The 26,373-nt window shown below is 61.3% G+C and carries 21 protein-coding genes and 1 pseudogene; 6 read left to right on the plus strand and 16 right to left on the minus strand.

The features are described from left to right. Nucleotides 1-139 precede the first annotated feature (139 nt). The gene (locus tag IE079_RS09690; protein ID WP_189575853.1) at nt 140-1,195 is read left to right on the plus strand and encodes an NAD(P)-dependent alcohol dehydrogenase; all 1,056 of its coding nucleotides are present in this window, start codon (nt 140-142) and stop codon (nt 1,193-1,195) included. A gap of 4 nt (nt 1,196-1,199) precedes the next feature. Here the strand turns inward: IE079_RS09690 and IE079_RS09695 are convergent, their stop codons facing one another. The 3 genes from IE079_RS09695 to IE079_RS09705 form a co-directional block, all read right to left on the minus strand. Further along, on the minus strand, nt 1,200-1,730 hold the full coding sequence (locus tag IE079_RS09695; RefSeq protein ID WP_189575856.1) for a response regulator transcription factor: 531 nt from the start codon (nt 1,728-1,730) through the stop codon (nt 1,200-1,202). After that, nucleotides 1,723-2,979, minus strand: coding sequence for a sensor histidine kinase (locus IE079_RS09700; RefSeq protein ID WP_189575857.1), 1,257 nt, complete (start codon nt 2,977-2,979; stop codon nt 1,723-1,725). Before IE079_RS09700 ends, IE079_RS09695 begins: the two co-directional genes overlap by 8 nt. A 246-nt stretch (nt 2,980-3,225) precedes the next feature. Next, nucleotides 3,226-3,657, minus strand: coding sequence for a potassium channel family protein (locus IE079_RS09705; RefSeq protein WP_189576346.1), 432 nt, complete (start codon nt 3,655-3,657; stop codon nt 3,226-3,228). A 147-nt stretch (nt 3,658-3,804) separates the two neighbouring features. Here IE079_RS09705 and IE079_RS18970 point away from each other — a divergent pair, with 147 nt between their 5' ends. The 3 genes from IE079_RS18970 to IE079_RS09720 are packed head-to-tail and all read left to right on the plus strand — an operon-like array spanning nt 3,805 to nt 8,914. Beyond that, nucleotides 3,805-5,046, plus strand: coding sequence for an efflux RND transporter periplasmic adaptor subunit (locus IE079_RS18970; RefSeq protein ID WP_189575859.1), 1,242 nt, complete (start codon nt 3,805-3,807; stop codon nt 5,044-5,046). Next, the gene (locus IE079_RS09715; RefSeq protein ID WP_189575861.1) at nt 5,043-8,159 is read left to right on the plus strand and encodes an efflux RND transporter permease subunit; all 3,117 of its coding nucleotides are present in this window, start codon (nt 5,043-5,045) and stop codon (nt 8,157-8,159) included. The genes IE079_RS18970 and IE079_RS09715 overlap by 4 nt, the downstream gene beginning before the upstream one ends. After that, a complete protein-coding gene (locus tag IE079_RS09720; protein ID WP_189575863.1) occupies nt 8,156-8,914 on the plus strand; it encodes a ParA family protein in 759 nt (252 codons plus the stop codon). Before IE079_RS09715 ends, IE079_RS09720 begins: the two co-directional genes overlap by 4 nt. Here the strand turns inward: IE079_RS09720 and IE079_RS09725 are convergent. The 10 genes and pseudogenes from IE079_RS09725 to IE079_RS09770 all read right to left on the minus strand — a co-directional run bounded on the left by IE079_RS09725 (nt 8,883) and on the right by IE079_RS09770 (nt 21,128). Beyond that, on the minus strand, nt 8,883-9,941 hold the full coding sequence (locus IE079_RS09725; protein WP_189575865.1) for a GGDEF domain-containing protein: 1,059 nt from the start codon (nt 9,939-9,941) through the stop codon (nt 8,883-8,885). The two genes, IE079_RS09720 and IE079_RS09725, sit on opposite strands and share 32 nt — an antisense overlap. Before the next feature lie 75 nt (nt 9,942-10,016). Continuing rightward, nucleotides 10,017-11,198, minus strand: a complete 1,182-nt coding sequence (locus IE079_RS09730; RefSeq protein WP_189575866.1) for an AI-2E family transporter — start codon at nt 11,196-11,198, stop codon at nt 10,017-10,019. Between the two features lie 214 nt (nt 11,199-11,412). Continuing rightward, the gene (locus IE079_RS09735; RefSeq protein ID WP_189575867.1) at nt 11,413-12,597 is read right to left on the minus strand and encodes an acetyl-CoA C-acyltransferase; all 1,185 of its coding nucleotides are present in this window, start codon (nt 12,595-12,597) and stop codon (nt 11,413-11,415) included. 110 nt (nt 12,598-12,707) lie between these two features. Further along, nucleotides 12,708-14,015: pseudogene (locus tag IE079_RS09740) on the minus strand (3-hydroxyacyl-CoA dehydrogenase); the annotation flags it as partial. 229 nt (nt 14,016-14,244) lie between these two features. Next, complete coding sequence (locus IE079_RS09745) at nt 14,245-16,044, minus strand: acyl-CoA dehydrogenase (protein ID WP_189575869.1); 1,800 nt, start codon at nt 16,042-16,044, stop codon at nt 14,245-14,247. Between the two features lie 54 nt (nt 16,045-16,098). Next, nucleotides 16,099-16,797, minus strand: a complete 699-nt coding sequence (locus IE079_RS09750; protein ID WP_189575870.1) for an ABC transporter ATP-binding protein — start codon at nt 16,795-16,797, stop codon at nt 16,099-16,101. Further along, on the minus strand, nt 16,797-17,552 hold the full coding sequence (locus IE079_RS09755; protein WP_189575871.1) for an ABC transporter ATP-binding protein: 756 nt from the start codon (nt 17,550-17,552) through the stop codon (nt 16,797-16,799). Before IE079_RS09755 ends, IE079_RS09750 begins: the two co-directional genes overlap by 1 nt. Beyond that, complete coding sequence (locus IE079_RS09760) at nt 17,549-18,823, minus strand: branched-chain amino acid ABC transporter permease (protein ID WP_189575872.1); 1,275 nt, start codon at nt 18,821-18,823, stop codon at nt 17,549-17,551. The genes IE079_RS09755 and IE079_RS09760 overlap by 4 nt, the downstream gene beginning before the upstream one ends. Before the next feature lie 35 nt (nt 18,824-18,858). Then, nucleotides 18,859-19,803, minus strand: coding sequence for a branched-chain amino acid ABC transporter permease (locus IE079_RS09765; protein WP_189575873.1), 945 nt, complete (start codon nt 19,801-19,803; stop codon nt 18,859-18,861). A 71-nt stretch (nt 19,804-19,874) separates the two neighbouring features. After that, nucleotides 19,875-21,128, minus strand: coding sequence for a branched-chain amino acid ABC transporter substrate-binding protein (locus IE079_RS09770; RefSeq protein ID WP_189575875.1), 1,254 nt, complete (start codon nt 21,126-21,128; stop codon nt 19,875-19,877). 337 nt (nt 21,129-21,465) lie between these two features. On the opposite strand from IE079_RS09770, the gene IE079_RS09775 reads away from it, so the two are divergent. Beyond that, on the plus strand, nt 21,466-23,448 hold the full coding sequence (locus IE079_RS09775; protein WP_189575877.1) for an acetoacetate--CoA ligase: 1,983 nt from the start codon (nt 21,466-21,468) through the stop codon (nt 23,446-23,448). 12 nt (nt 23,449-23,460) lie between these two features. Here the strand turns inward: IE079_RS09775 and IE079_RS09780 are convergent, their stop codons facing one another. Both IE079_RS09780 and IE079_RS09785 read right to left on the minus strand, forming a co-directional pair. Then, complete coding sequence (locus IE079_RS09780) at nt 23,461-24,708, minus strand: acyl-CoA dehydrogenase family protein (RefSeq protein ID WP_189575879.1); 1,248 nt, start codon at nt 24,706-24,708, stop codon at nt 23,461-23,463. Between the two features lie 91 nt (nt 24,709-24,799). Continuing rightward, nucleotides 24,800-25,231: a YkvA family protein gene (locus IE079_RS09785; RefSeq protein ID WP_189575881.1), complete on the minus strand. Its 432-nt coding sequence runs from the start codon at nt 25,229-25,231 to the stop codon at nt 24,800-24,802. Between the two features lie 194 nt (nt 25,232-25,425). Here IE079_RS09785 and IE079_RS09790 point away from each other — a divergent pair, with 194 nt between their 5' ends. After that, nucleotides 25,426-25,884 carry an META domain-containing protein gene (locus IE079_RS09790; RefSeq protein ID WP_189575883.1) on the plus strand — a complete coding sequence of 153 codons (459 nt, stop codon included), beginning with the start codon at nt 25,426-25,428 and terminating at the stop codon, nt 25,882-25,884. 1 nt (nt 25,885) lies between these two features. On the opposite strand, the gene IE079_RS09795 is transcribed toward IE079_RS09790, so the two are convergent. Further along, a complete protein-coding gene (locus tag IE079_RS09795; protein ID WP_189575885.1) occupies nt 25,886-26,359 on the minus strand; it encodes a DUF6231 family protein in 474 nt (157 codons plus the stop codon). Nucleotides 26,360-26,373 lie beyond the last annotated feature (14 nt).

Below are 26,373 nucleotides of genomic sequence, written 5' to 3' on the forward strand. Positions count from 1 at the left end.
CGGGGCTCGGGCTTTTAAGCTGTCAATTGAATTGCTGCCCTGCGATCAGTAACGACATCCCTGCTGAAATGGGTAGTTAGCTGATTATATTTGAGTATGCTAACTGAAACAATAACCAAATGTGTGAGGCGTAAAAACCATGTCTGAAGTAAAGGGTTTCGCAGCCAGATCGGAGAATGCCGGGCTGGCACCATTCAGTTTTCATCGCCGTGATCCCCGGCCGGATGATGTGTCCATCGAGATCGAGTACTGCGGCGTTTGTCATACCGACATTCACTTTGCCGAGAACGACTGGGGGCGCACACAATACCCGGTGGTTCCGGGGCACGAGATTATCGGCCGTGTGACCGCAGTTGGGAATGATGTGAATCAATTCACAGTCGGAGAGCGTGTCGGTGTGGGTTGCATGGTGGATTCCTGCCGCAAATGCGGGTCCTGCGAGCAGGGCCTGGAGCAGTATTGCCGGGAAGGCATGACACCCACCTACAATGGCGACGACCGCATCGACGGCCTGCGGACCTACGGCGGCTATTCCGAGCGCATCGTGGTCAGCGAGCGTTTCGTGGTACGGGTGCCGGACAAGCTGGACCCGGCCGCCGCCGCACCCATCCTGTGCGCCGGTATCACCACCTATTCGCCCCTGAAGCACTTCGGCGTGGGCAAGGGTCACAAGGTGGGGGTGTTGGGCATGGGCGGCCTGGGCCACATGGGCGTCAAGTTCGCCCGTGCCATGGGCGCCGAGGTCACCATTTTTACCCGTTCCGAGGCCAAGGTGGCGGAGGCCCGCAAGCAGGGGGCCGACCACGTGATCATCTCCAGCGACCCGGAACAGATGGCGGCCGCTGCCGAGAGTTTTGACTTCCTGCTGGACACCATTCCGGTGCAGCACGACCTGAATCCCTATCTGGGCACCCTGAAAGTGGCTGGCACCCATATCCTGGTGGGTATGATCGAGCCGATCGAGCCGCCCGTGCATTCCCGCAACCTGATCGGCAGGCGCCGCGTTCTCACCGGGTCACTGATCGGCGGCATGCCGGAAACCCAGGAAGTTCTGGACTTCTGCGCCGAGCATGACATCACCTGTGACATCGAAATGCTGGATATCCACAACATCAACGAAGCCTACGAGCGCATGAAAAAAGGCGACGTGAAGTACCGCTTCGTGATCGATATGCAGACCCTCAGCAACGACTAACCGGTCACTCCCGCCAGCGGGAGTGCTTGCCCAGTTTGCGCTGCAGGGTCCTGCGGTGCATGTTCAGGGCCCGGGCGGTGGCGGAAATGTTGCCGTCATGCTCGGCCAGCACCCGCTGGATATGCTCCCACTCCAGCTCTTCCACGGACGGAGGCTGGCTGCGCAGCGCCGGCTGGTGACGGTCGGGCTCGAATCCCTCAATGATCTGACCCGCTGTGACCGGCTTGCACAGGTAGTTCACCGCGCCTTTTCGCATGGCTTCCACCGCCGTGGCAATGCTGCCATAACCGGTGAGTACGACCACGTCCAGCTCCGGCTTTGCCGCCAGCAGTTCGGGCAACAGCTGCAGCCCGCTTTCGCCGGCCAGGTTAAGATCCAGCACGCACCGCGTCACCCTGGTACCGGAAGCCAGTTCCAGGGCCCGGGCCGGCGTATGGGCGATCTCGGTATGGATTCCCCGGCGGGCCAGGGACCGGGCCAGGGTGCTGGCAAAGGTCTCGTCGTCGTCAATCAGTAGCCAACAGGGTTCAGTCATGGTGTCGCTCCTGACGGGAAACGGGAAGGTCGATGGTCATGGTGGTGCCCCGGTCCGGCCCGTCGCCACGGGATTCCGCACTGAGCTGGCCACCGAGGCGCTGGATGGTGGCGTTGGACAGGAACAGGCCCACACCGAGACCCTGTTCGGAGGGTACCGGCTGCTGACCGGGGAGTGTATCCCCGATACCGCTGCCCTGGTCGACGATCTGCAAGCGGGCCCGGTCCTGCTCCGTGACCGCGCCGACCGACACGCCCTGCGGGCTGGCGCGCAGGGCGTTTGCCAGCAGGTTCAGAACCGCCTGGTCGAGGATGGCATCCACCTGCACGGCAATGGTCGGCGGGCGCGAGGGCCAGCGAATGGGAGCGTTTGGCCACAGCAGAGTGGCGGACTCCCGCAAACGTTGCAGCCACTGGTCCAGTGGAACCTCTTCCGTTACCGCCTCGCGGCACTGGGCCGCTGCTTCGGTCATGGTCTGCAGCTGGCTACGGCAGATTCCGAGTTGCTGTTCCAGCAACACCAGGTCGTCACGGAAGGGTTCCGCACCGGGCTCGTGCCTGAGGTCGTCCACCACCAGCGTCATGGTGTTCAGGGGCGTACCCAGACGGTGGGCCACGTTGGCGGCGGACAGGCCGAGGGCGATCACCTGTTCATCCCGCAGGCGGTCCTCGCGGCTGCGGGCCAGCGTCTGTTGCTGTTCTTTCAAGCGCACCGCCAGGGAACCCACCACCACCAGCATGATGGCGGCGGTGAGCGCAAAGGTGCCCCACATACCCATCAGGTGCAGATGTACATAGTCAGCCCGGGAAAGGCCTTGCGGCGGTGGGATAGGGAACAGGATCAGCAGGGTATAGGTAGCAATGGCCAGCAGGGTCACGAACACACTGTGTTTCAGGGGGATCAGCACCAGGCCGGTCACCAGGGGTAACAGCAGCAATGATACCAGCGGGTTGGTGAAGCCGCCGGTCAGTGCCAGCCAGATGCCCAGAGCCACCACGTCCGCCCCCAGGGAGACGGTGACCGGCAACGCCCTGCGGGGTGGATGGCGGGTCAGCCACAGCCAGCTTGCCGCGGCGAACAGGGCATGGGCCAGGGTGACCAGTAACGGCGCCGGGCCGGTCAGGGGCGGGGCCAGGAACGACAGTGCCGCCAGGGCCAGCCACTCCATGCTGACGATGGACAGCCGCATCAGTAACAGGTAGCGGGCAGCCTGGCGAAATCCGGCCTGGGAGATGGTGTGCAGTTTCATGTCGTGATTATAGTTGTATCAGAGGTTGGGTTGGCGCGACATTCTGTCTCATTCCTCCCGGCGCGGCCACGGGTACACTGAGGGCTCTGGCGGTTGCCCGCCCTCATAGCTGGCAGGCATCCCTTTTGGCCCCGGGAGGATTTCCTCGCGGGGCCTTTTTATGACCGGCGTCAAACCCTCCCCGCTTGTGTTGGCCGAACCCTGATTTCCGCAGTGCCCTTTGCTATTGTCCCGTGTAAGGATGCACTAACGAGTGGGCCAGTAACGCTGCATTTCCACGAACAGGAATGACGCGCTCCAGGTAATCAGCACCAGTCCGGTCAGGCCCTCAAGGCCGGTCAAATACCGCAGCACGCCCAGGGGTTCGATATCGCCATAGCCCACGGTGGTGAAAGTGGTGAAGGAGAAGTAGACGGTGTCGAGGAACTCGCCGCTGTAATTCCCGGCCAGCTCGCCCCAGCCCTCGGTGTGATGCATGAAGTAAAAGGCGCTGGCAAACAGCCAGACTTCGATGGTGTGGGCGATCAGGATACAGAATACCGCGATGATCAGCCGGAAGTGACCGCTGTAGCCATGGGGGATGCGTCCCAGCCAACCACTGAGGCGGATCAGGCTCTCATGGTGTATCAGAACCGCCGCAATGATCATCAGGGTATTCAGCATGGTCACGTTCAGCAGGCTGGCGTGTTCGCTGATCTCCAACGTATATCGCTCCCGGTGGTAAGGTTATGAGGAAGTGTCACCGATGAAACATGATAATGCCATGGTCGCGCCCTTGTCCGGTGATCTGCCACATCTTTTTGGCGCTGGCGAGGTCTTGCCATCATGATCAGACGTCTGGTACCTGTCCTGATTATTGTTTTGGGGCTGGGGGTTTTTCAGCTGCTGCGCATGACCAGCCCGGAACCTGACTCCGTTGAACAGACCGAACGGGCCTGGCCGGTGCAGGTCATGGCGGCGGCCCCCGCTTCGCTGCGTCCGGCACTGCCGGTCTACGGCGAGGTGACGGCACCGGATCTGATGACGGTGACGGCATCGGTATCCGGACAGGTGGCTGAAAGACCCGTGGGCGAGGGGCAGGCCGTTAATGAAGGTGACCTGCTGGTGGCCATGGCAGCGGCGGATGTCCAGCCGCCGTTAAAGCAGGCCCGGGCGGAAGTGGCCGATATCGAGGCCCAGATCCGCAGTGAACAGATCCGTGCGGAAACCGACCGCCAGGCCCTGGCCCGGGAACAGGCGGTACGGGACAGCGCCCGGCGCCAGCTGGAGCGCACCCGTTCGCTGCAGGGCAATAATCTGACCTCCCGGCGGGAGGTGGACAATGCCCGGGATGCACTGGAGCAGGCAGAGCTGGCGGTGATCCTGCGGCAGCAGGCGATTGCCGGGCGCCCGGCGACCCTGGCCAGCCTGGAAGCCCGCCTCCAGCGTGCGGAGGCTGCGCTGGCGGCCGCCCGGCGGGATGCTGAGCGGGCCTCGGCTACGGCGCCCTTTACCGGTATTGTTGTCCGGGTCGAGGTTGCGGCGGGCGACCGGGTTACGGCGGGAACGCCCCTGCTGTCCCTGTACCAGCCCGCGGCCGTGGAAATCCGCGCCCGCATTCCTTCGCCCTTTGCACGGGACCTGGAAGCCGCCCTGGCAGCGGGCGAATCGGTAGAAGCGGTATCGGAGGATGGCCGCAACCGTTTTCGGCTGGTGCGGTTTGCCGGCGAGAGCGATCCCCGGGGGCCGCTGGGCATCTTCCGGTTGCAGGATGATGCCGCCGGCCTCAGGCCCGGAGACATGGTGCCGGTGGTGGTGTTCCGGCCCCGGCTGGAGGATGTGATCGCTGTGCCCTACAGCGCGCTTTACGGTAGCGATAGCCTTTATGTGATGACCGACGAGAAGCGCATGCACCGGGTGACGGTCGATCGCGTTGGCCAGGTGTTGCGTGAGAACGGCGACTATGACGCCCTGGTGCGCAGCGATCGCCTGAACGAGGGTGTCCGGATCATCACCACCCACCTGCCCAATGCCATCGAGGGCCTCAGGGTCTCGGTGGCCAAGGCCCCGGAGGCGCTGGCTGAATGAGTGATCGTCAGCGGGGCGTCATCGGGTTCTTCGTGCATCACCGGGTGGCGGCCCATCTGGTGATGATTCTGATGTTGCTGGCCGGCGCCTTGGGCCTGAGCCGCATGAACATCCAGTTCTTCCCCAGTTTTGAGCTGGACGTGGTGAGTGTTCAGGTGGTGTGGAGTGGTGCCGCCGCAGAGGACGTGGAACAGGGCATCACCGACCCGCTGGAGCAGCGCTTCCGCAGTATCAACGGTCTCAAGAAAATGACCTCCACCTCCGCCCAGGGGGTGGCCAGCATCACCCTGGAATTCCGTGAGGGCACCGAGCCCATTCAGGCGGTGGATGATGTGCGTCAGCAGGTGGAGGAATTCCGCAATCTGCCGGTGGATGCGGAAACCCCGCGGGTGACCCGGATCGGTCGCTATGAGCCGGTGGCCCGGTTGCTGATCCACGGCGACCTGGCAGCAGATGAACTGCGCCGGCTGGCCTATCGCTATGAGGACGAGTTGCTGCGGGCGGGTATCGACCGGGTGGAGATCCGTGGCATGCCCGAGCTGCAGATGAGTATCGCCGTGCCGGCGGAACGCTTGCAGGCGCTGGGCCTGTCGCTGGACGATATTGCCGACCGGGTACAGGCCCTGTCCCGGGACCTGCCTGCCGGACTCATGGGGCAGCAGGATTCCACTCGCGAATTACGGGCCACAAGCCAGGGCCGCTCGGAACAGGATTTCGCCGAGCTGTCGGTACTTGCGGACAACCGTGAACGGGTACGCCTGGGGGACATCGCCATCATCCGGCAGGAAGCCAGGGACCGCCAGGTCACCCTCACCCGGGATGGCCGGCCGGCGGTGGAGTTGCAACTGCTGAGGGCGGAGCAGGGCCATTCGCTGCGGGCCGCCGAGGTACTGGAAAACTGGCTGGATGAAACCCGGCCCACGCTGCCTTCCACGGTGGAATTGGAGGTTTACGACGAGACCTGGAGCCTGATTGATCAGCGCATCACCTTGCTGATCAGCAACGGCCTGGGTGGCCTGGCACTGGTGTTGGTCCTGCTGTACCTGTTCCTGCCCGGACGGGTGGCCCTCTGGGTGGCGGTGGGTATTCCCACGGCGTTTCTCGGGGCCCTGGGTGTGCTCTGGCTGTATGGCGGTTCCATCAACATGATTTCCCTGTTCGCGCTGATCATGGCACTGGGGGTGATTGTCGATGATGCCATCGTGGTGGGGGAGGACGCCGATGCCCACGCCCGTCTGGGGGAAGATTCGATCTATGCTTCCGAAGGTGCTGCAAAGCGCATGGTCTGGCCGGTGGTGGCATCGTCGCTGACCACGGTGGCGGCGTTCATGCCGCTGCTGGTGGTCAGCGGTGTGATTGGCAATATCCTCGGGGATATCCCCGTGGTGATGATCTGCGTGCTGGTGGCCTCGTTGCTGGAGTGTTTCATTGTTTTGCCCGCGCACCTCCGCAATGCCTTCAAACCGGCGCGGACCGACTCCCGCTGGCAGCGCCTGGATCGTGTCAGGCAGCGCTTCGACCAGGGCTTCGAGCGTTTCCGGCAGGGCCCCTGCCGGCGCCTGTCCCGCTGGACCCTGGCCCACCGGGCGGTGGTGCTGGCAACTCTGGTGGCGCTGACAGCGGGCACCTATGGCCTGTTGAAGGGCGACCGGATCGGGTTCAGTTTCTTCCCCACGCCGGAACCAAGCGTGCTCTATGCCAATGCCAATTTTGTGGCGGGCACTGACAGTGGCACCGTGGACCGGTTTCTCGGCCACCTGGAGCAGACCCTTAACGACACCAACCAGGCCCTCGGCGGCGACCTGATCCTGCATGCCGTCACCAGCCACGGCAGTGCCCGGGCGGGGGATGGCTCGACCCGCAGCGGCGATGACGTGGGCTCGATCATGGTCGAGCTTGCCGATCCGGACGAGCGTGAGGTACGCAATGCCGACTTCGTGCGGGCCTGGCGGGATCGGATCAACACACCTGCTGGCATGGAGAACCTCACCATTACCGAACGCCAGGCCGGACCACCAGGGCGTGATGTCAATGTGCGCCTGACCGGGACGGATACCGTCAACCTGAAGCGGGCTGCGGAATCCCTGGCTGAGGCCATGCGTTCCCTGCCCGGAGTCATGGACGCAGAGGATGACCTGCCCTGGGGGCGCGAGCAGCTGATCTACGAGGTGTCACCCCGGGGTGAAAGCCTGGGTCTCACCACCCTGGCGGTGGGCGGGCAGCTGCGGGCCGCGTTTGACGGGCGCGTGGTGCAGATCTACCAGGACGACCGCGACGAGATCGAAGTACGCGTTCAGCTGCCCCGCGAGCAGCGCGAGCGCATCGCCACCCTGTCCCAACTGACGATCCGCCTGCCGGACGGGCACTTCGTGCCCCTGGAACAGGTGGTCAAGCTGACCCCGAGGCAGGGCTTTGATGCCCTGCGCCATGCCGACGGACAGCTGGCGGTGGAAGTCACCGCGCAACTTGACACGGCGCAAACCACCGCAGGCGAGGTGCTGGCGTCGCTGTCACGGGACGTACTGCCAGAGCTGGCCGATACCCGGGGCATCCGCTACAGTTTCGAGGGGCGCTCCGCCGACCAGCGACAGACCCTGGACGACATGAAGGTGGGCGCCATTGCCGGCATCGCCCTGATGTATGTGGTGCTGGTATGGGTGTTCTCGTCCTGGAGCACACCACTGATCGTCATGTGCATCATTCCCTTTGCGCTGATCGGTGCCCTGCTGGGGCACTGGCTGATGGGGCTGAAGCTTACGGTACTGTCGCTGTTCGGCCTGTTCGGTCTGTCCGGCATCGTGGTGAACAATGCCATTATCCTGGTGTCCTTCTACCAGGCCGAGCGGCGCAAGGGCCTGGCGGTGAACGATGCCCTGAATGAAGCTGTGGTGCAGCGGGTGCGGGCGGTTATACTGACCTCGCTGACCACCATTGGCGGTCTGCTGCCATTGATGTTCGAAACGTCCCTGCAGGCCCAGTTCCTGATACCCATGGCGGCGTCTATTACCTTTGGCCTGGCACTGGCCACACTGCTGGTGCTTGTGGTCATCCCCGCGTTACTGTCCCTGCTGGAGCAGTTCCATGAGTGGCGAATGGAAAGGAGTAAGACTTGAAGATTGTCGCGTTCCATAACCTCAAGGGCGGCGTGGGCAAGACCGCCGCTGCGGCCAACATTGCAGCCCTGGCAGCAGAAGCGGGCATTCCCACCCTGCTCTGGGACCTGGACCCCCAGGGTGCCGTGAGCTGGTATTTCGCCAACACCGGGTCGGGTGCCCGGGCGCCCAAGGCGGGCAGGCTGGTGAAGGGAAAAACCCCCATCGGCAAGACCATAGTGCCCACGGGAATTGATAACCTGGACCTGATTCCGGCGGATGTCAGCTTTCGCAATATTGACCTGCAGCTGGAAAAGCATGGCGACAACAACACCCTGGCCGAGTGGCTGGAGCCGCTGGGGGAGGATTACGCTCTGGTGGTGCTGGACTGTCCGCCGTCCATGTCGAGGCTAGCGGAGCAGGTATTCCGGGTGGCGGACCGGGTGCTGGTGCCATTGGTGCCGACCTGGCTGTCACTGAACAGCTGGCACCAGATGCAGGCGTTCATTGCCGACAAGAAGCTTGATAGCAGCAAGTTCTACCCCTTCTGGACCATGGCGGATCGGCGCAAAACCCTGCACCGGGAGCTGCTGGAGTCACCGCCCCGGGAGCTGAAACAGCTGATGCCCGGGTACATTCCCTATGCCAGCGACGTGGAAAGAATGGGCGAGAAGCGCCAGCCGGTTCACTGGTTTGCCCCCCGGTCATCGGCTGCCATTGCCTATCGCCTGCTGTGGCGCAGCCTCAGCAAAGGGAAGCGGTCGCTAAAGTTGTAGGGTCCGGCACCACCTGGTTGCGGCCATTGTCCTTGGCCGCATAGAGTCGCTGGTCGGCGGCTGCCAGAAGGTCCTGGAGGTTGTGGCCATCCACCCCCAGTTCCGACACGCCGACGCTCATGGACAGCGGTATGGATTGCCCATCGTGTTGCAGGTCGGCGCTTTCCAGCGCCCGGCGAAGATCCTCAGCGACCTGGCTGGCGGTATTGGTGGCGGTGTTCACCAGTATCACGCCAAACTCCTCACCCCCGAGCCGACCGGCGAGGTCGGTGGCCCGCAGCCGCTGTCTGAGCAGATCGGCGAAGAACACCAGGGCCCGGTCGCCGGCTTCATGCCCGAAGCGGTCATTCACCTTCTTGAAGTGATCCAGGTCGATGATCAGCAGAGACAGGGGCTGTTGTTCCCGCGCGGCGCGGCTTTTCTCCCGTTCGAAGAAGACCTTGATCCGGGAGCGGTTGGGCAGCCCGGTCAGGAAGTCGGTCTGGGCCATTTGCAGCAACTGTATTTCACTGCGTTCCCGGCTGACCTCGTAGACGTGAGAGAAGACGGTGATGCAGGCGGTCAGGATCACCATGTTGGCCACGGAGCGAACATCCATCACGGCGTCGCCCGCGTCGAAACGGTACAGGAAGATCACCAGCGCCACGCCAATAAAGAACAGGGAAATGCCCAGGCCGAGGCGACGGCCAAGCAGCAGGTGACTCACCAGGGGGATCAGCAGCACCCAGCCGAACACCGTCACACTGGCGGTGGGTGTGGCAATGGCTATCATCATGGCGGTAAAGAACGGGAAGATATAGGCCAGAATCCATCGTTCCAGGTGCTGGGTCCGGCGCACGGCCAGCAGCAGGAACACGGAATAGAGGCTCATGCCCCATTCCAGAATCGACAGGGCCAGGGCGCCTTTGGTGGCATTGAGTATGCCGAACAGGATGCCGGCGAGGATGGTGATCCATAACAGGGCCACCAAAACCGCCTTGCGGTGTGGTCTGGCCAGCTGGGTCAACGTGTCGGGATGAGTGTCCATACAACAACCTGATTGATTCCATTTCGATGTTAGAATTGGATCACAAAATACGTGTCGTTTGAATAACCGGATTGATTATTTCCCCAGCAATTCGCCGACGCCCTGAAGATTCTCCACATGATCACAGAGGGTCTTGGTCATCATCAGCAGGGGCGTTGCCAGAATCAGCCCCACCGGCCCCCAGAGCCAGCCCCAGAACAACAGACCGATAAAGATGACCACGGCATTGAGGCTTGATACCCGGCTGGTCAGCCAGGGAGTGAGCAGGTTGCCCTGGATAGTGGTGATGACCAGGGTGGTTCCGGACACCAGAATGGCCATGTCGACGGAGCCGAACTGGATAAAGGCGGCGGCACCGGAGCCCAGCAGCACCAGGAAGGGCCCCAGGTAGGGAATGGCGCTGGCGACCCCGGCGATAACCCCCCACAGCAACGACTGTTCGACCCCGAGCAGAACAAAGGCGAGCCAGGTCAGTACCCCGACAAACACGGCGCCCAGGAACATGACAAAGATAAACCGACGCATCTGGCTGTGGAACTCTTTCAGCATGCGGGCAGCCTTGCGCATACCGTGGAAGCCCGGGCCGGACATTCGCACGATCTTGCGTTTGTAGAGCGTGCCAGTGGCCAGTACGAAATACACCAGGAACAGTACCGAGAACAACTGACTGACCACTACGATGCCGCCGCCGGCCCGGTTTATCAGGTATTCACGGACGCTGAAGGGCTCTCTCACAATTTGCACCCGGGTTGCTCTGAGCTCGTCCGTCTGATCCTCCTCGGGGCTGGCACTTTGCTGGATTTCCTTGGCGGCTTCATCGGCCTTTTCCACCATACCTTCTTCGGTCTGGGGGCTGCGGGTCTGCTCCCGCTCAAACTGGTGTAAGGCGGCGGGAATGCGCTCGAGCATTTTCACGGCTTCACTCTGCAGGGGCATGACCGCCAGGGCCAGTATCGCCACCAGGACGCTGAGGACCAGCGCGGCGCTGATGGGGCGGGGAACACGCAGCCGGTCGAGGCCGCTGACCAGTGGGTCCAGTGCGTAGCTGATCATTACCCCGGCGACCAGTGGCAGCAATATGGCCTGGGCCCAGTCCAGGAACACGATAAAGCCCATGCCGGCAATGGCAATGGGGGCGATGTAGCGAAAATTGATGGGGCTGGTGGCAACCTGCGAAGCTGGCTGGCGGTCAGCGGAAGGGGGGTGCCTGTCAGTATCACGCCTGTTTGTGTGGCGTCTGTCCGTGCGACGGGTCATTCCATCCCTGCTCCGTTGAGTGTCTTATTCCTACATGATGGCAATCAGGGGCTGTCGGGTACAGGAAGGTGGTGGCGGATTAATGGTTTGGTAAGAATTGGAGGGCGCCGGTCACCCGGGGCAGGGCGACCGGCAGGGAGCGATTATGCCGGCTGATGCGATGAGGTTGATCTCCCCGCATCAGCGTTGCCGGCACTGTCGCCGGGGGCAGGGTTTACAGTACTTCGAACAGGCCGGCGGCACCCATGCCGCCGCCGACACACATGGTGACCACCACGTACTTCACGCCACGGCGCTTGCCTTCCAGCAGGGCGTGGCCGACCATCCGCGAACCGCTCATGCCATAGGGATGGCCGATGGAGATGGCACCGCCGTTGACGTTCAGGCGGTCATTGGGGATGCCCAGCTTGTCGCGGCAGTAGAGTACCTGCACGGCGAAGGCTTCGTTGAGTTCCCACAGGCCGATGTCTTCAACTTTCAGGCCATGCTGCTTGAGCAGCTTGGGTACCGCGTAGACAGGACCGATGCCCATTTCTTCCGGTTTCAGGCCGGCCACGGCCATGCCTCGATAGGCGCCCAGAGGCTGAAGGCCACGCTGTTCGGCCAGCTTGGAGTCCATCAGTACACAGGCGCTGGCGCCGTCGGAGAGCTGGCTGGCGTTACCGGCGGTGATGCAGCCGCCTTCGATGACCGGGTTGAGCCCGGACAGGCCTTCGAGCTGGGTAGAGGGGCGGTTGCCTTCGTCCTTGTCGAGGGTGGCTTCCTCGTAGGTGACTTCCTTGGTTTCCTTGTTCATCACCGCCTTGGTGGTGGTAACCGGTACGATTTCGTCGTCGAACAGGCCTTTTTCCTGGGCGGCGGCGGTGCGCTGCTGGGACTGCAGGGCGTATTCGTCCTGCACGTCACGGCTGATACCGTAGACCTTGGCGACGTTCTCGGCGGTTTCCAGCATCGGCATGTAGGCGTGGGGCGCGTGCTTGATCACGGTTTCGTCACGCTCGGCGGCCATCCATTCGAAGTTCTTCTGCTGGACGCGGGAGATGTTCTCGTGGCCGGCGCCAATGGCAACGTCCTGGCCGTCGTGCATGATCTGCTTGGCGGCGGTGGCGATAGCCATCAGGCCGGAGGCGCACTGGCGGTCCATGGTCATGCCGCTGACGCTCTCTGGCAGGCCGGAGGCCAGGGCGGACAGGCGGCCCAGGTTCATGCCGGCGGTACCGGCGGGCATGGCGGTACCCATCACCAGGTCTTCGATTTCCGCAGGGTCGACCTTGGCGCGCTCTACGGCGGCGCGGATGGCGAAGGAGGCCATGGTGGGGGACTTGGTGTTGTTGAACAGACCCTTGAACGCCTTGCCGATGGGCGTGCGGGCGGTGGATACAATGACTGCTTCTCTCATGATCTATTCCTCTTGGTGTAAACGTATGGGTGGCTGTGAAATTGGGGTCAGACCCCAGTTTCCTGGTCTTGAATGGTGTCTGGCTGTGAAAAAAACGGGTCGGACCCGTGTCAGATTTTCTCGATTCGGGTCTTGCCCTCGGCCACCAGCTTTTCCAGCAGGGGCGCCGGCTCAAACCACATTGTGCCGTATTCGCCCAGGGTATCGCGATAGTGGCGGATGCTGTCGAGGATCTTTTTCAGGCCGATCTGCTCGGCGTAGTGCATGGGACCACCCAGCCAGGCGGGGAAGCCATAGCCATTGATCCACACAAGATCGATGTCGCCACTGCGCAGAGCAATGCCTTCATCGAGGATCTGGATGCCTTCGTTGATCAGCATGTACAGACAGCGGTCGTGAATTTCCTCGTTGCTGATTTCCCGGCGCTGGATGCCCAGGTCGGCAGCAATCTTTTCGGCCAACTGGTTTACTTCCGGGTCTTCCTTCTTCTCCCGGTCTTCGTAGATATAGAAGCCACGGCCGGTCTTCTGGCCATAACGACCCAGATGGTAAAGCTCGTCAGCCAGCCTGCAATAACCCGGGTCGTGGTTGATTTCGTCACGACGGGACTCCCGTACCATGTAGCCCACATCGATGCCGGCCAGGTCGTACATGGACAGTACGCCCATGGCCAGACCGGTGGCGGTCATGACACCGTCCACCTGGGCCGGCGTGGCGCCCTCGAGTATCAGGCGGTGGGCTTCCCGGGCATAGGGTTCGAGCATGCGGTTGCCAATAAAGCCGAAACAGACACCGGATACCACTGCCACCTTTTTGATGTTTTTGGCCATATTGAGGCACGTGGCCAGTGCATCGTCAGCGGTCTTTTCTCCCCGGACTATTTCCAGCAGCCGCATCACGTTGGCGGGGCTGAAGAAGTGGAGGCCGATAACGTCCTGGGGGCGATTGGTGGAGGCAGCGATTTCGTCCACGTCCAGGGTGGAGGTATTGGATGCCAGAATGGCGCCGGGCTTACAAACCTTGTCGAGGGTGCCGAAGACCTGTCGCTTGACATTCATGCTTTCGAACACGGCTTCGATCACCAGGTCGACGTCACCCAGGTCATCGTAGCTGAGGGTGCCGGAAAGCAGAGCCATGCGCTTGTCCATATCCTCCTGGCTGAGCTTGCCCTTGCTGACCGTGCGCTGGTAATTCTTGCGAATAATGTCCAGCCCCTTGTCCAGGGCTTCCTGCTTGAGTTCCAGCATTACAACCGGGATGCCGGCATTGGCGTAGTTCATGGCGATGCCACCGCCCATGGTGCCGGCGCCGATGACGGCCACCTTGTTGATGGGGCGCAGCTGGATGTCCGGGCTGATGCCGGGGATGTTGCTGGCTTCTTTTTCAGCCTGTTTTACGTGTTCCAGGGCTTGTTGCTGTTCGGGAGTGTAGTGGTCTTGGGGGCTGGTCATGATTTTTCCTTTAATATGCGAGCGGGGACGCTTGAGCGATGATGAGGCTTGCACAAGGTCGAGAGCCAGGGGGCGGGTAGGTCTTTCCGGGACCGTCGAAAAGAGGGACCTTTTCGACGAGCCTACATGGACGTATTTACGGTGTGTCCCGGAAAGACCTACCCGCCCCCTGGCTCCGGCAGACCATAGACAACTGTCAGAACCAGTCGTTCTGCATATCCAGGTTGTCGCGGTTTCCGGCGCTGAGCAGTCGGGCGTAGCCCTCCAGGGGCGCCAGCTCCCAGTCCATGAAATACCGGGCGGTATGAACCTTGCCCCTGTAGAACTGTTCCTCGGAACCGGAGGCTCCGGACGACAGGGCCCGCTCGGCGGCCATGGCCTGTTTCAGCCAGATCCAGCCCACCAGTACCTTGCCAAACAGGTCCAGGTACATGGTGGCGTTGGACAGGCCATGGTCCGGATCGTGCGCCAGTTGCTCCTGCAGGTCTGTGGTGGCTGTCCGGAGTACCTCCAGCGCGCTTCTGAGCTGACTCGCCAGCGGCCCGCAGACATCCATGGCGGCGGCCTCGTCCAGGGTTGCCACGATACGGCGCTGGAATTCGGCGTAGCCGTCTCCGCCTTTCGGGCCCAGTTTCCGGCCCAGCAGGTCGATGCCCTGGATGCCTTCGGTGCCTTCGTGGATTGGATTCAGGCGGTTGTCCCGGTAGAGCTGCTCCAGCGGGTAGTCACGGGTATAGCCGGCGCCACCGAGTACCTGGATGCCCAGGTCCGAGGCGATGACGCCGTATTTCGATGGCCAGGTTTTTACCATCGGAGTGATCAGGTCCAGCAGCTCGGCTGCCGCCTTGCGTTCACTTTCGTCTGGTGCGGTGTTGGCGTCTTCCACCAGGGTGCTGGCGTAGAGGCACAGGGCCAGGCTGCCTTCGGCGTAGGCTTTCTGCATCAGCAGCATACGGCGGACATCCGCGTGCTGGATGATTTTCACCTGCGGTGTTTCTGGATGTTTGTTGCTGACCAGACGACCCTGGGGGCGGTCACGGGCGTAGTCCAGGGCTTCCAGATAGCTCTGATAGCCCATGGCGGCGGCGCCAAGGCCGACGCCGATGCGGGCTTCGTTCATCATCTGGAACATATAGCCGAGGCCCTTGTTGGCCTCGCCAACCAGATAGCCGACAGCGCCATCTTTCTCACCGAAGTTGAGCACGGTGGAGGTGGTGTTGCGGTAGCCCATCTTGTGGAGCAGGCCGGCCAGGGCGACGTCATTGCGCTCGCCCCGGGTGCCGTCGTCGTTGACGTGGAACTTGGGCACCAGAAAGAGGGAGATGCCCCTCACGCCGGCAGGGGCGCCTTCGATGCGGGCCAGTACCATGTGCACAATGTTCTCGGTCAGCTCGTGATCACCACCGGAGATGTACATCTTGTTGCCGAACAGACGGTAGCTGCCATCGTCCGCCGGTTTCGCCAGGGTGCGAAGGTCGCCCAGGGCAGAGCCCTGGCCCGGTTCGGTCAGCGCCATGGTGCCGCTGAAACGGCCATCCAGCATGGCTGGCAGATACTTGTCCTTCAATTCGTCGCGGCCAAAGCTCCTGAGCAGGTTGGCGGCGCCGATGGTGAGGAATGAATAGGCGGTGCTGGACACATTGGCAGCGTTAAAATACGACATGCTGGCCCGCAGCACCACTTCCGGCAGTTGTGACCCGCCGTCGTCGAAATCGTGGTGCGACGCCAGAAAGCCGGCTTCGGCAAAGGCATTCCAGGCCGGTTGGGTTTCCGGTATCAGGGTGACCTTTTCGCCATCAAAGGTGGGCTCGTTGGCGTCACCCTTCTGGTTATGGGGGGCAAAGTACTCGGCGGCGATATCCCGTGCGGTGTTCAGTGTGGCGTCGAAAATCGCCCGGTCATGCTCGCTGTAGCGTGGCCGTTGCAGCAGGGATTCTGTGTCGAGGACTTCGTAGAGTTGGAATTCGAGATCGCGATCGTTAAGCAGTTTTGCCATTGACAGTTTCCGGGGCAGAAGGCCCGGAGCAAGAAGCTCCGGGCCGGCTGATTCCTAGACCTCCAGCCATTCTTTGCGGATTTCAGGGTTGTTTCGCAGGTCTTCGGGGGTGCCTTCAAAGACAATGTTCCCCTCACCCATGATGTAGATGCGGTCGGCGACGTCCAGTGCGATGGAGAGCTTCTGCTCCACCAGCAACACCGCCAGGCCATCGTTTGCCATCTGCTTGAGGATGGCAGCCACATCGGCGACCACCTTCGGCGCCAGACCTTCCGTGGGCTCATCCACCAGGATGCACTGGGGGTCGCCCATCAGGGCCCGGAACATGCTGAGCATCTGCTGCTCGCCGCCGGACAGTACCTCCGCTGGTGTATGCTCACGTTCCTTGAGGCGAGGGAACCACTCGAACACCTTTTCCAGAGTCCACTTCTCGCCGGTCTGACCTTTTTTCTTCATGCCCAGTTCAAGGTTCTGGGCGACCGTCAGGCCCGGGAAAATAGCGCGGTCTTCCGGTACATAGCCAATGCCGGCGTGCGCTATCTGGTGGGGCTCCTGCCCGCTGAGGGTCTTGCCATCGAATTCCACGTGGCCCACTGGCGGCAACAGTCCCATTACCGCCTTGCAGAGAGTGGATCGACCTACCCCGTTGCGGCCCAGCAGGCTGACCACCTCGCCGCGCTCGACAGACATGTTGACGCCCCGGAGAACGTGACTCTTGCCATAGTAGGCATGCAAATCGTGAATCTTGAGCATCAGTGGACCTCCGTACCGAGATAGGCTTCCTGGACCGCCGCGTTATTGCGGATTTCATCCGGCGTACCGGTAGCGATGATCTCGCCATACACCAGCACGGAGATACGGTCCGCCAGTTCGAAAACCACACTCAGGTCGTGTTCGACCACCACCAGGGTGTTTTTGCCAGTCATACGCTGGATCAACTGGATGGCATCGTTGGCCTCGGTACGGCTCATGCCCGCCGTGGGCTCGTCCAACAGGATCACCTCGGCGCCGGACGCCACCGTGCAGCCCACTTCCAGGGCCCGCTGTTCGGCGTAGGTGAGCAGCGATGCCGGTGTGTCCGCCTGGCTGGAGAGGTTAAGCTCTTCTGCCAGGGCCAGGGCGTGCTCGGTGACCCTGTCCTGCTTCATCACGCTTTTCCAGAACGCGTACTTGTGCCCTTCCGACCAGAGCAGGGAGCAGCGCAGGTTCTGCATCACTGTCATGTTCTGGAACAGGTTGGTGACCTGGAAACTGCGGCTCAGCCCCATACGGTTGACCTTGTGGGCCGGCATGTTGTGGATGTTTTTGTCGAACAGTTTGATGGAGCCGTCGGACACCTTGAGCCGGCCACTGATCAGGTTGAACAGTGTCGACTTGCCGGCCCCGTTGGGGCCGATGATGACGTGACGTTCGTGTTCATGGACATCGAGGTTGACCCCCCGAATGATCTCCGCGCGCCCGAAGTTTTTCTTGACGGCCTTGAGTTCCAGTGCGTTGCGCTTGGTCATGCGTTACCTCCTTCAGACGTGGCGCTGATACGACGGGCGAGCATTGGCTTGCCATGGAACAACATCAGGCCGAAGCCGATGATGGCAATACCGAAGGAGACCAGCCAGGGTAATGCAGTGGTGGCATTTACGGTGAAGCCCATGAGCCCGAATGGCGCACTCGGATCCCAGCTGCGGAAATAATGGTAGGACAGTTCGATGACGCAGATGGCACCGAAAATACCGACCAGGCCCGCCAGGAGCATGTACAGGCGGATGCCGGTGTTGCCTTTCCAGCCGCCGGCTTTCCAGGTGAGATACTGGGTATGGACAATGCCCACAAGGCCCATGGGCGCGAACATTACGATGGAGATGAACAGCAGGCCGAAGTAAAGCACCCAGGCTTCCGTGTAGGAAGACAGTGAGCTTTCCAGAACGGTGACCAGTGCGGCGCCAACCATCGGCCCAATGAAGTAACCGATACCACCGATGTAGGTGCCCAGCAGAACAATACCTGACTGGATCTGGCCGACGGATTCATCGTTGACGATTTCATCGGTGATTACGAACAGCCCGCCCGCCAGGCCGGCGAACATTGCCGCCAGGGCGAACTGGATAAAACGCACGATGGTCGGGTTGTAGCCCACGAACTGTGCCCTTTCGGGGTTGTCCCGCACCGCGTTGGCCATCCAGCCCAGAGGCGTTTTCCGAAGCAGGTAGATGAAGATGGCGGCAATCAGTGCCCAGGCGACCACCAGGTAGTAGGTGTTGGTATTGGAGCCGTAATCGACGCCGAACAATGACGGCGCGGCGACACGGTTGCCGAACAGGCCGGCCTCCCCACCGAAGAAGTCGCTGAACATCAACGAGCTGGAGTGAACCAGCGCGCCAAGGCCCAGTGTGATCATGGCGAAGACAACACCCGCCCGGCGTACCGAAAAGCTGCCAAAGATGACGCCAAAGAAAAGCCCTGCGGCGGCCCCCACCACAGGAATCAACTCGAGTGGCAGGCCTTCCCCGCCGGCATCGTTAACCATTCTCAGTACGTGCATGGCGACATAGGCGCCCAGGCCGTAATAGACCGCGTGGCCGAACGAGAGCAGACCGGTGTTGCCCAGCAACATGTTGTAGGACAGCGCGAAAATGATGGCGATGCCCATATGGCTCAGCAGCGTGATGCCATGACGTGAGTCGAAGATCTGCGGCAGTATCAGTGCCAACAGCGGAATCACGACCCAGGGCCAGAACCTCAGCAGGTTGCTGGCACCTCCCGCAGCAGTGTTAGTAGCCATAGAGTTGTTGTCCTGTTGCGTTTTTGTAGTGGTTGTCATGCTTCACGCTTCCCGAACAGGCCACGTGGTCTGAAGATCAGGGTCAGCACCAGCAGCAGATATGGAAGCACGGCGGCAATTCGAGTGGTCTCCATATGCCAGAGCACCCCGAAGAAGCCGGAATCCTCAATGCCGAGGGAGCCAATGGCACCCGCCAGGGAGAAATTGATCGACAGGAAGAATGTCTGCAGGATGCCGATGATCAGTGACGCCACCAGGGCCCCGGGCACAGAGCCCAGACCACCGAGTACCACCACTACGAACACGATCGGGCCCATCATGAAGGCCATACCGGGATCCGTCACAAACTGAATACCACCAACAACGCCACCGAGACCGGCCAGGGCACAGCCAAAGGCGAACACGAAGGTAAAGACCATTGGCACATTATGGCCCAGTGCACCAACCATATCGGGGCGCGACAGAGCGCCCTGGATAACCAGGCCGGCCCGGGTCTTTTTCAGCAGAAGCCACAGACCCACGAACATGACAATGGCCACCAGGAGGATAAAGACCTTGAACATGGAATAGTCCAGGCCCATCAGGCTGAATGCCGTGAAGTCGAGTGAGGCAGGTGCCTTGTAGGGGACTGGTACGGTGCCCCAGAACAGGGCGACCAGTTCTTCGATCACGTAGGCGAGACCGAAGGTAAACAATAGTTCTGGCACGTGGCCATATTGATGCACGCGTCGCAATCCGTAGCGCTCCACTAAAGCGCCAGCCGCGCCGACAAGGATTGGTGCGAGAAACAGTGCCACCCAGAAGCCTGTAGCCAGGCCAAGAGTGTAGGCAAAATAGGCGCCCAGCATGTAGAAGCTGGCGTGGGCGAAGTTCAAGACGCCCATCATCCCGAAAATGAGGGTCAGGCCGCTGGACATCATGAACAGCAGCGTGCCGTACAGCACGCCATTCAGAATGGAATAAGCGATGGTTTCGAACATGGTGAGACGAATTCCTGGTTATTGTTCTGAAAGGCTCCGGCGGCGTTGCGCCGCCGGAGTTTGTTTCGGACTTACGGACGTCTCATGTCGCAGCTTGTAGTATCCGTAGCCTCTTCGACGGGAATATTGGCCACGGTGCGGAAGCCAACGCCGGAGTTATCAGCATCGTACTTGGCATCGGCATCCATTACGGAGATGTACATGGGCTGCAGGATCTGGTGATCCTTGGCGCGCATGGTCACCGTACCGGTGGGTGACTGGAATTCCATACCTTCCATTGCCTTGGCGATGGCAACGACGTCGTCAGCATCACCCACTTCCTCAATGGCGTTCTTCAGCATGTGCATCTGGTTATAGATGCGGTGGTAGTACCAGTCGATTTCCGGGTAACGTTCCTTGAACTCGACAAACCACTTCTCGTATTCCTCCAGGCCTTCATCCACGTTCACGTCGGCATGCCATTCGGAAACCTGGAACAGAATATCTTCACCGCGCGGACCGACCGCTGCCGGGGTGCCCAGACCGCCACCGTAGTAGGTGTAGGTGTTGACATCCAGGCCTGCACTGTCGATAGCGCGGACCAGCAATGACAGGTCGTTGCCCCAGTTGCCGGTTACCACTGTGTCGGCACCGGACTGCTCAATACGCGAAACATAGGGCGAGAAGTCACGTACCTGGGCGATCGGGTGCAGTACATCACCAACCACTTCGGCGTCCAGCTTCTCATCAACCAGTGCCTTCATGCGCTTGGAGATGAACTGGCCATGGGAATAGTCCTGGTTGATCAGGAAGATCTTGTCGATCTCGTCGTCCCGGGTCGTCATGAAGTTGGACAGCGCTTCCAGCTTGATAGCGCTGTTGGCATCAAAACGGAAGTGGTAGAAGCTGCAACGCTCATTGGTCAGGGCCGGGTCTACGGCGGCGTAGTTGAGGTAGAGCACCTTGTCGTCATTGCGGCGGTTGTTGCGATCCACCGCCTCGACGATGGCACCGGCGACGTTGGAGCCGTTACCCTGGGTGACGAAGTTGATGCCATTATCGACCGACCGCTGGACCAGCGATACGGATTCGGACGGGCTCTGTTTGTTGTCCATGGCCACGATTTCCACATCACGGCCGAGGATGCCGCCTTCGTTGTTGAGCTTCTCGGCGGCAAAGCGGAAGTGCTTCAGGCCGGCGTCACCCACGTTGGCGAAGGGTCCGGACAGAGGCTCGATGTAGGAAATGCGAATCGGATGATTGTCTGCCCAGGTGACGGTGGAAACTGCCATGGAAAGACCAATCATGGTGCCGGTGAACAATCCGGCCTTCTTGTTTAGTTGCATGGTTTTCTCCTGATTGTCGTTGCTTTTTGTGGCAACGGACTTCTTGTAATTGTTTGACAACGCCTCGAACTGTATAGCGAGCGCTTGTTCTATTCAATGTGACGAGCGATAATTTTTTGCTATGGATCTGCCTCCTGAAATTGGGTGAATTCAGCTGGTTGAGTTTCGTCCCACGAATCAAAGGTATAGTTGAATTACTCATCCAGTTCAACCGGTAAATTCACGTTTACCGGATTTTTACTGTAGCTGCTAAGGCCGGATTTGCACGTTACCGCTTAATGCAATCCTGGCCCCATGCAGGCATTGTCCGACAATCAACAACAAACGGAGTCCCCACATGACAGACCCGACCCCCGAGTGCCTCTGGCAACCCGATCAGGACCGGATTGAGCGCAGCCGCATGCACGACTTCATGCAGTGGCTGAAGTTGCATCGCGGCCTGGAATTCCGGGACTACAACGCCCTCTGGCAGTGGTCCGTGGACCAGCTGGAAGACTTCTGGGCCGCTTTCTGGGACTACTTCGAGATACGCTACTCAGTTCCTTACAGCCGTGTGCTGGATGGCCATCATATGCCAGGGGCGAAATGGTTCGAGGGCACCCGCCTGAACATGATCGAGCAGGCCCTGCGCTTCCATGACGACAATCCCGCTCGCCCCGCGATTATCTCCCGCTCTGAACTTCGCCCGTTGCAGACGCTGTCCTGGGGTGACATGAAGACGCAGGTGGCATCCTTCGCCCACAGCTTGCAACAGATGGGGGTCAGGCCCGGCGATCGGGTGGTTGCCTATCTGCCCAATATTCCGGAAGCCGTGGTGGCGTTTTACGCCTGTGCCAGTATCGGCGCGATCTGGTCCAGCTGCTCGCCGGATATGGGCACCCGTAGCGTGATTGACCGCTTTCATCAGATTGATCCCAAGGTGATGATCGCGGTGGACGGCTATCGCTATGGCGGCAAGGATTTCAGTCGCATGGAAGTGGTAAACCAGTTGCGCGACGAGCTGCCGACTCTCGAGCAGGTGGTTTTGCTGCCCTATCTGGATGCTGGCGCCTCTCTCGACGGGAGCACGGCCTGGTCCGACATGCTCACCCATGATGTGCCCATGACCTTCGAGCAGGTGCCGTTCGATCATCCCCTGTGGGTGGTTTACTCCTCGGGCACCACCGGCATGCCCAAGCCTATCGTGCACGGCCATGGCGGCGCCATGCTGGAGGGCCTGCAAGGGCAGGGGCTGCATATGGACCTGCAGCCGGACGACCGCTATCTGTGGTTCACCACCACCGGCTGGATCATGTGGAACGCCCAGATTGCCGGCCTGCTGGTGGGCAGTACGATCTGCATCTACGACGGCAACCCGGGTTATCCGGATCTGGGCACCCTGTGGCGATTTGCCGGTGAGGCCGGGGTGACTTTCTTCGGCGCCGGCGCCGCCTATTTCCTCAACTGCAAGAAGGCGGAGATCCATCCCCGGGAGTACGCGGATGTCAGCGCCATCCATTCCGTGGGTTCCACCGGCTCGCCGTTGCCGGATGAGGGCTACAAATGGATCATGAATGAGATCGGGGACGATGTTCTGGTGGCCCCCATCAGCGGGGGAACCGATGTGGCGGCGTCTTATGTGGGCTGCAACCCCATCATGCCGGTTTACGCCGGCGAGATGCAGTGCCGAACTCTGGGCACAGCGGTCTATGCGTTTGATGAGCAAGGGAACGCGCTGGACGACGAGGTGGGCGAACTGGTGGTCACCAAACCCATGCCCTCCATGCCACTGTACTTCTGGGGTGACGAGGACGGTCAGCGTTATCACGACAGTTACTTCGACACCTACCCGGGCGTCTGGCGCCATGGTGACTGGATCCGTATCACGCCACGGGGTGGCGCTATTATCTACGGGCGCTCCGACACCACCATCAACCGCCAGGGTGTTCGTATGGGCACCGGTGAGATCTACCGTGTGGTGGAAGAGGTTCCCGAAGTGATGGATTCACTGATTGTGGATCTGGAGTATCTCGGACGGGAGTCCTGGATGCCGCTGTTCGTGGTACTGCGTGAAGGGGTGACCCTGGATGACGACCTCAAGGGTCGTATCCGTGCCGCCATCCGGGACAATCTGTCGGCCCGCCATGTGCCCAACGAGATCATCCCCACGGCAGCCATACCCTACACACTCACCGGCAAGAAAATGGAGCTGCCGATCCGCAAACTGCTGCTGGGCCAGCCCCTGGCGCAGGTGGCCAGTCCGGATGCCATGGCCAATCCGGACAGCCTGGAGTTCTATATCCACTTTGCCGAAGAGCGGGGGACGGCCCCGGCTGAATAGCTGCCTGCGAGATCAGCGGAGGTTATAGTAGGCCGCCGTTGATCCTCGCTGCTGTTTGGCCCGCTCGATTTCTGCCCGGGCGACGGTGCGCAGATGCACCTCGTCCGGCCCGTCGAGGAAGCGCAGCGCCCGCCCCCAGGTCCACAGATACGCCAGCGGGGTATCCGGGGTCAGGCCCATGGCGCCAAACACCTGCATGGCCCGGTCCACCACCCGGGTCTGCAGCCGGGCGGCCACCAGTTTGATGGCGGATACGTCCACCCGGGCGGAGGCATTGCCATGGGTGTCCATCTTCCAGGCCGCCTGCAGCACCAGCAGACGGGCCTGGTCGATCTCCAGGCGGGATTCGGCGATCCAGTCCCGCACGTTTTCATACTCACTGAGGAATTTTCCGAAGGTGCGGCGCTCCAGCGACCGTTCGGTCATCATCTCCAGGGCCAGTTCACACTGGCCGATGGTGCGCATGCAGTGGTGGACCCGGCCCGGACCCAGTCGTGCCTGGGCCATGGCAAAGCCTTCACCGGGCTGGCCCAGCAGGTTCTCCGCCGGCACCCGCACGTTGCGGAAGGCGATCTCGCAGTGCCCTTCCGGCGAATGGTGCTGCATGATGGGAATGTTGCGCACCACCTCCAGGCCCGGTGTGTCCATGGGCACGATGACCATGGAGTGCTGCTGATGGCGGTTGTCCCCATGGCCGTCGTCGCAGCGCCCCAGCACGATGGCAAAGCGGCAGTTGGGATGGTTGGCGCCGGTAATGAACCACTTGCGGCCGTCCACCACGTAGTCATCGCCGTCCCGGCGGATGGTGGTGTTGATGTTGGTGGCATCGGAGGAGGCGGCATCAGGCTCACTCATGGCAAAGCAGGAGCGGGTGGTGCCTTCCAGCTGGGGTTTCAGCCAGCTTTCGTATTGATCCTCCGTCGCAAACCGGTGCAGCAACTCCATGTTGCCGGTGTCCGGCGCACTGCAGTTGAAAATCTCGGCAGCCCAGGGCAGGCGGCCCATGATCTCTGCCAGGGGCGCATAGTCCAGGTTGCTCATGGGGGTGCCGGGTTCTTGTTCCTTCAGCTCTGGCAGGAACAGGTTCCACAGGCCATCCTCCCGCGCCTGGGTCTTCAGCGGCTCAACGATTTCGAGGGGATAGTGGCCGGATGCGGCGGTGTTCAGCCAGTCGCTGTTACGGGGCAGGACGTGTTGTTTCATGAAACGCCGCATCAGGTTCTGGACCTGATGGGAGTCTTCCGAATAATCAAAATCCATGATGGGATGGGCCTTGGCGTCCGGTGAAAGTTCCGGTGAACGGGTCTGCCGCCAGCCTACTGCACCCGCGCTTGCCGGGCGTTGATGCAGGTCAAGCCCCGTCAGGGGCGGCGCGGGCCCGGTCGGCGGCTTCGTCGTCCAGCTCCTTCCAGGCGGCGTAACGGTGCAGGTCCGATTCCACCAGCCGCAGGCAAAGACCCACCACTGCGGCATCGTCCAGCAGACCAACACCCACGATCAGGTCGGGTATCAGGTCCAGCGGGTTGAGCACGTAGAGCAGGGCGCCGGCAATGGCGGCCACACTCTTCCACGGAATCTGACGGTAGCGGCCGTTCCAGAAGTCCCGCAGCAGCGAGAACATCAGACGGATATCGGTGGAAAATCGGCTGAGCTTGCTGCTGGACTGGACCTTCTCTTCCACTTTCTTCTGCCGTTCCAGCAGCGGTTCCAGGTCGTCCTCCCGGACGTTGCTGCTTTCCTGGTCCAGTGCCTGCCCGGCCCGACGTTCGCTGATGGCACTCATGGTCTGCCCCCTTGGTCTATGGGATGTACCCGAAGCATATCAAACCCCGAGGGAAACACAGGCCTGCAATGGCAATCTGTACGCACTTTCATAAAGCCTGTCCTGCTGCCGGGAAATGCAACTGGTATGATAACGGGCCTGCTTTGCCGACAATCCGCGGCCACGGGCCGCGACTGACCCAGGGAGATTACGAGATGAAAGGAGCACCAACCGTTTTCCGGGCCATTTATCTGATGGCCTTCGCTGTGATGCTGAGCGCTTGCGCAGCGCCAGGCCCTCAGTCGTCCGGCGGCCCGATTCCCACCGCACCGCTGACCAACACCTACTGGAAGCTGATGTCCCTGCAGGGTACCGGGGTCGACGTACCGCGTGGGGCGCAGGGCGAACCCCACATGATTTTCCGTGACGATGGCAAGGTAAACGGGTTCAGCGGCTGTAACCGGTTTGTGGGCGAATACACCGTCAGTGGCGCCAACCTGCTGTTCGACTCCATGGCGAGCACCAGAATGGCCTGTCCCGACGATGATTACGAAACGGTCCTGTACGAGGTGTTCTCGCAAACCGCCGGCGTGTTCCTGGAAGGCAAGGTGCTGAAACTGCTGAACGAGAAGGGCCACGAGCTGGCGCGTTTCGAGGCGGTGGCATTGCCCTGACTTACCACCTGGCCTTGTCCCACATTTCGGGATTGGCCCAGTACTTCGGGTTGTTCCAGGTGCGTTTGTGGTTGTAGGTGTTGATGTTATAGGTGTACAGGGTATGGCCCTGGTCGCCATCGGTACTGGCCTGGCGCACGAAGCCCAGGGCGATGAAGTCGTTGAAGACCCATTCACTGGCATTGCTGACGAGCACGGCAATCTGGTGGTTGCCCAGGTTGCGAAGCTGCCCGAGCAGTATCCGGCCAGTCTCCAGGGGCAGGCTCTCCAGGGTGTCTGTGACAAGGGCCAGGTCGTGGGGTTGGGCACTGGCGCCCGACAGTTCACCGGCGCCGGGGTCCAGAGCTTCAACGATAACGTCGGGATGGGCGGCCTGCCAGCTATCGGCAGCCTGTCTGGCGGCGTCTCCCGCCACCAGGAGTGAGCCTGGCCGGCAGTCCTCGATAACAGATGTGAACAGAGACCGGGCGTCCATGGTCGCTCCTTGTG

Origin of the sequence: Marinobacter zhanjiangensis (assembly GCF_014651935.1) — a bacterium.
GTDB classification, from domain to species: Bacteria; Pseudomonadota; Gammaproteobacteria; order Pseudomonadales; family Oleiphilaceae; genus Marinobacter; species Marinobacter zhanjiangensis.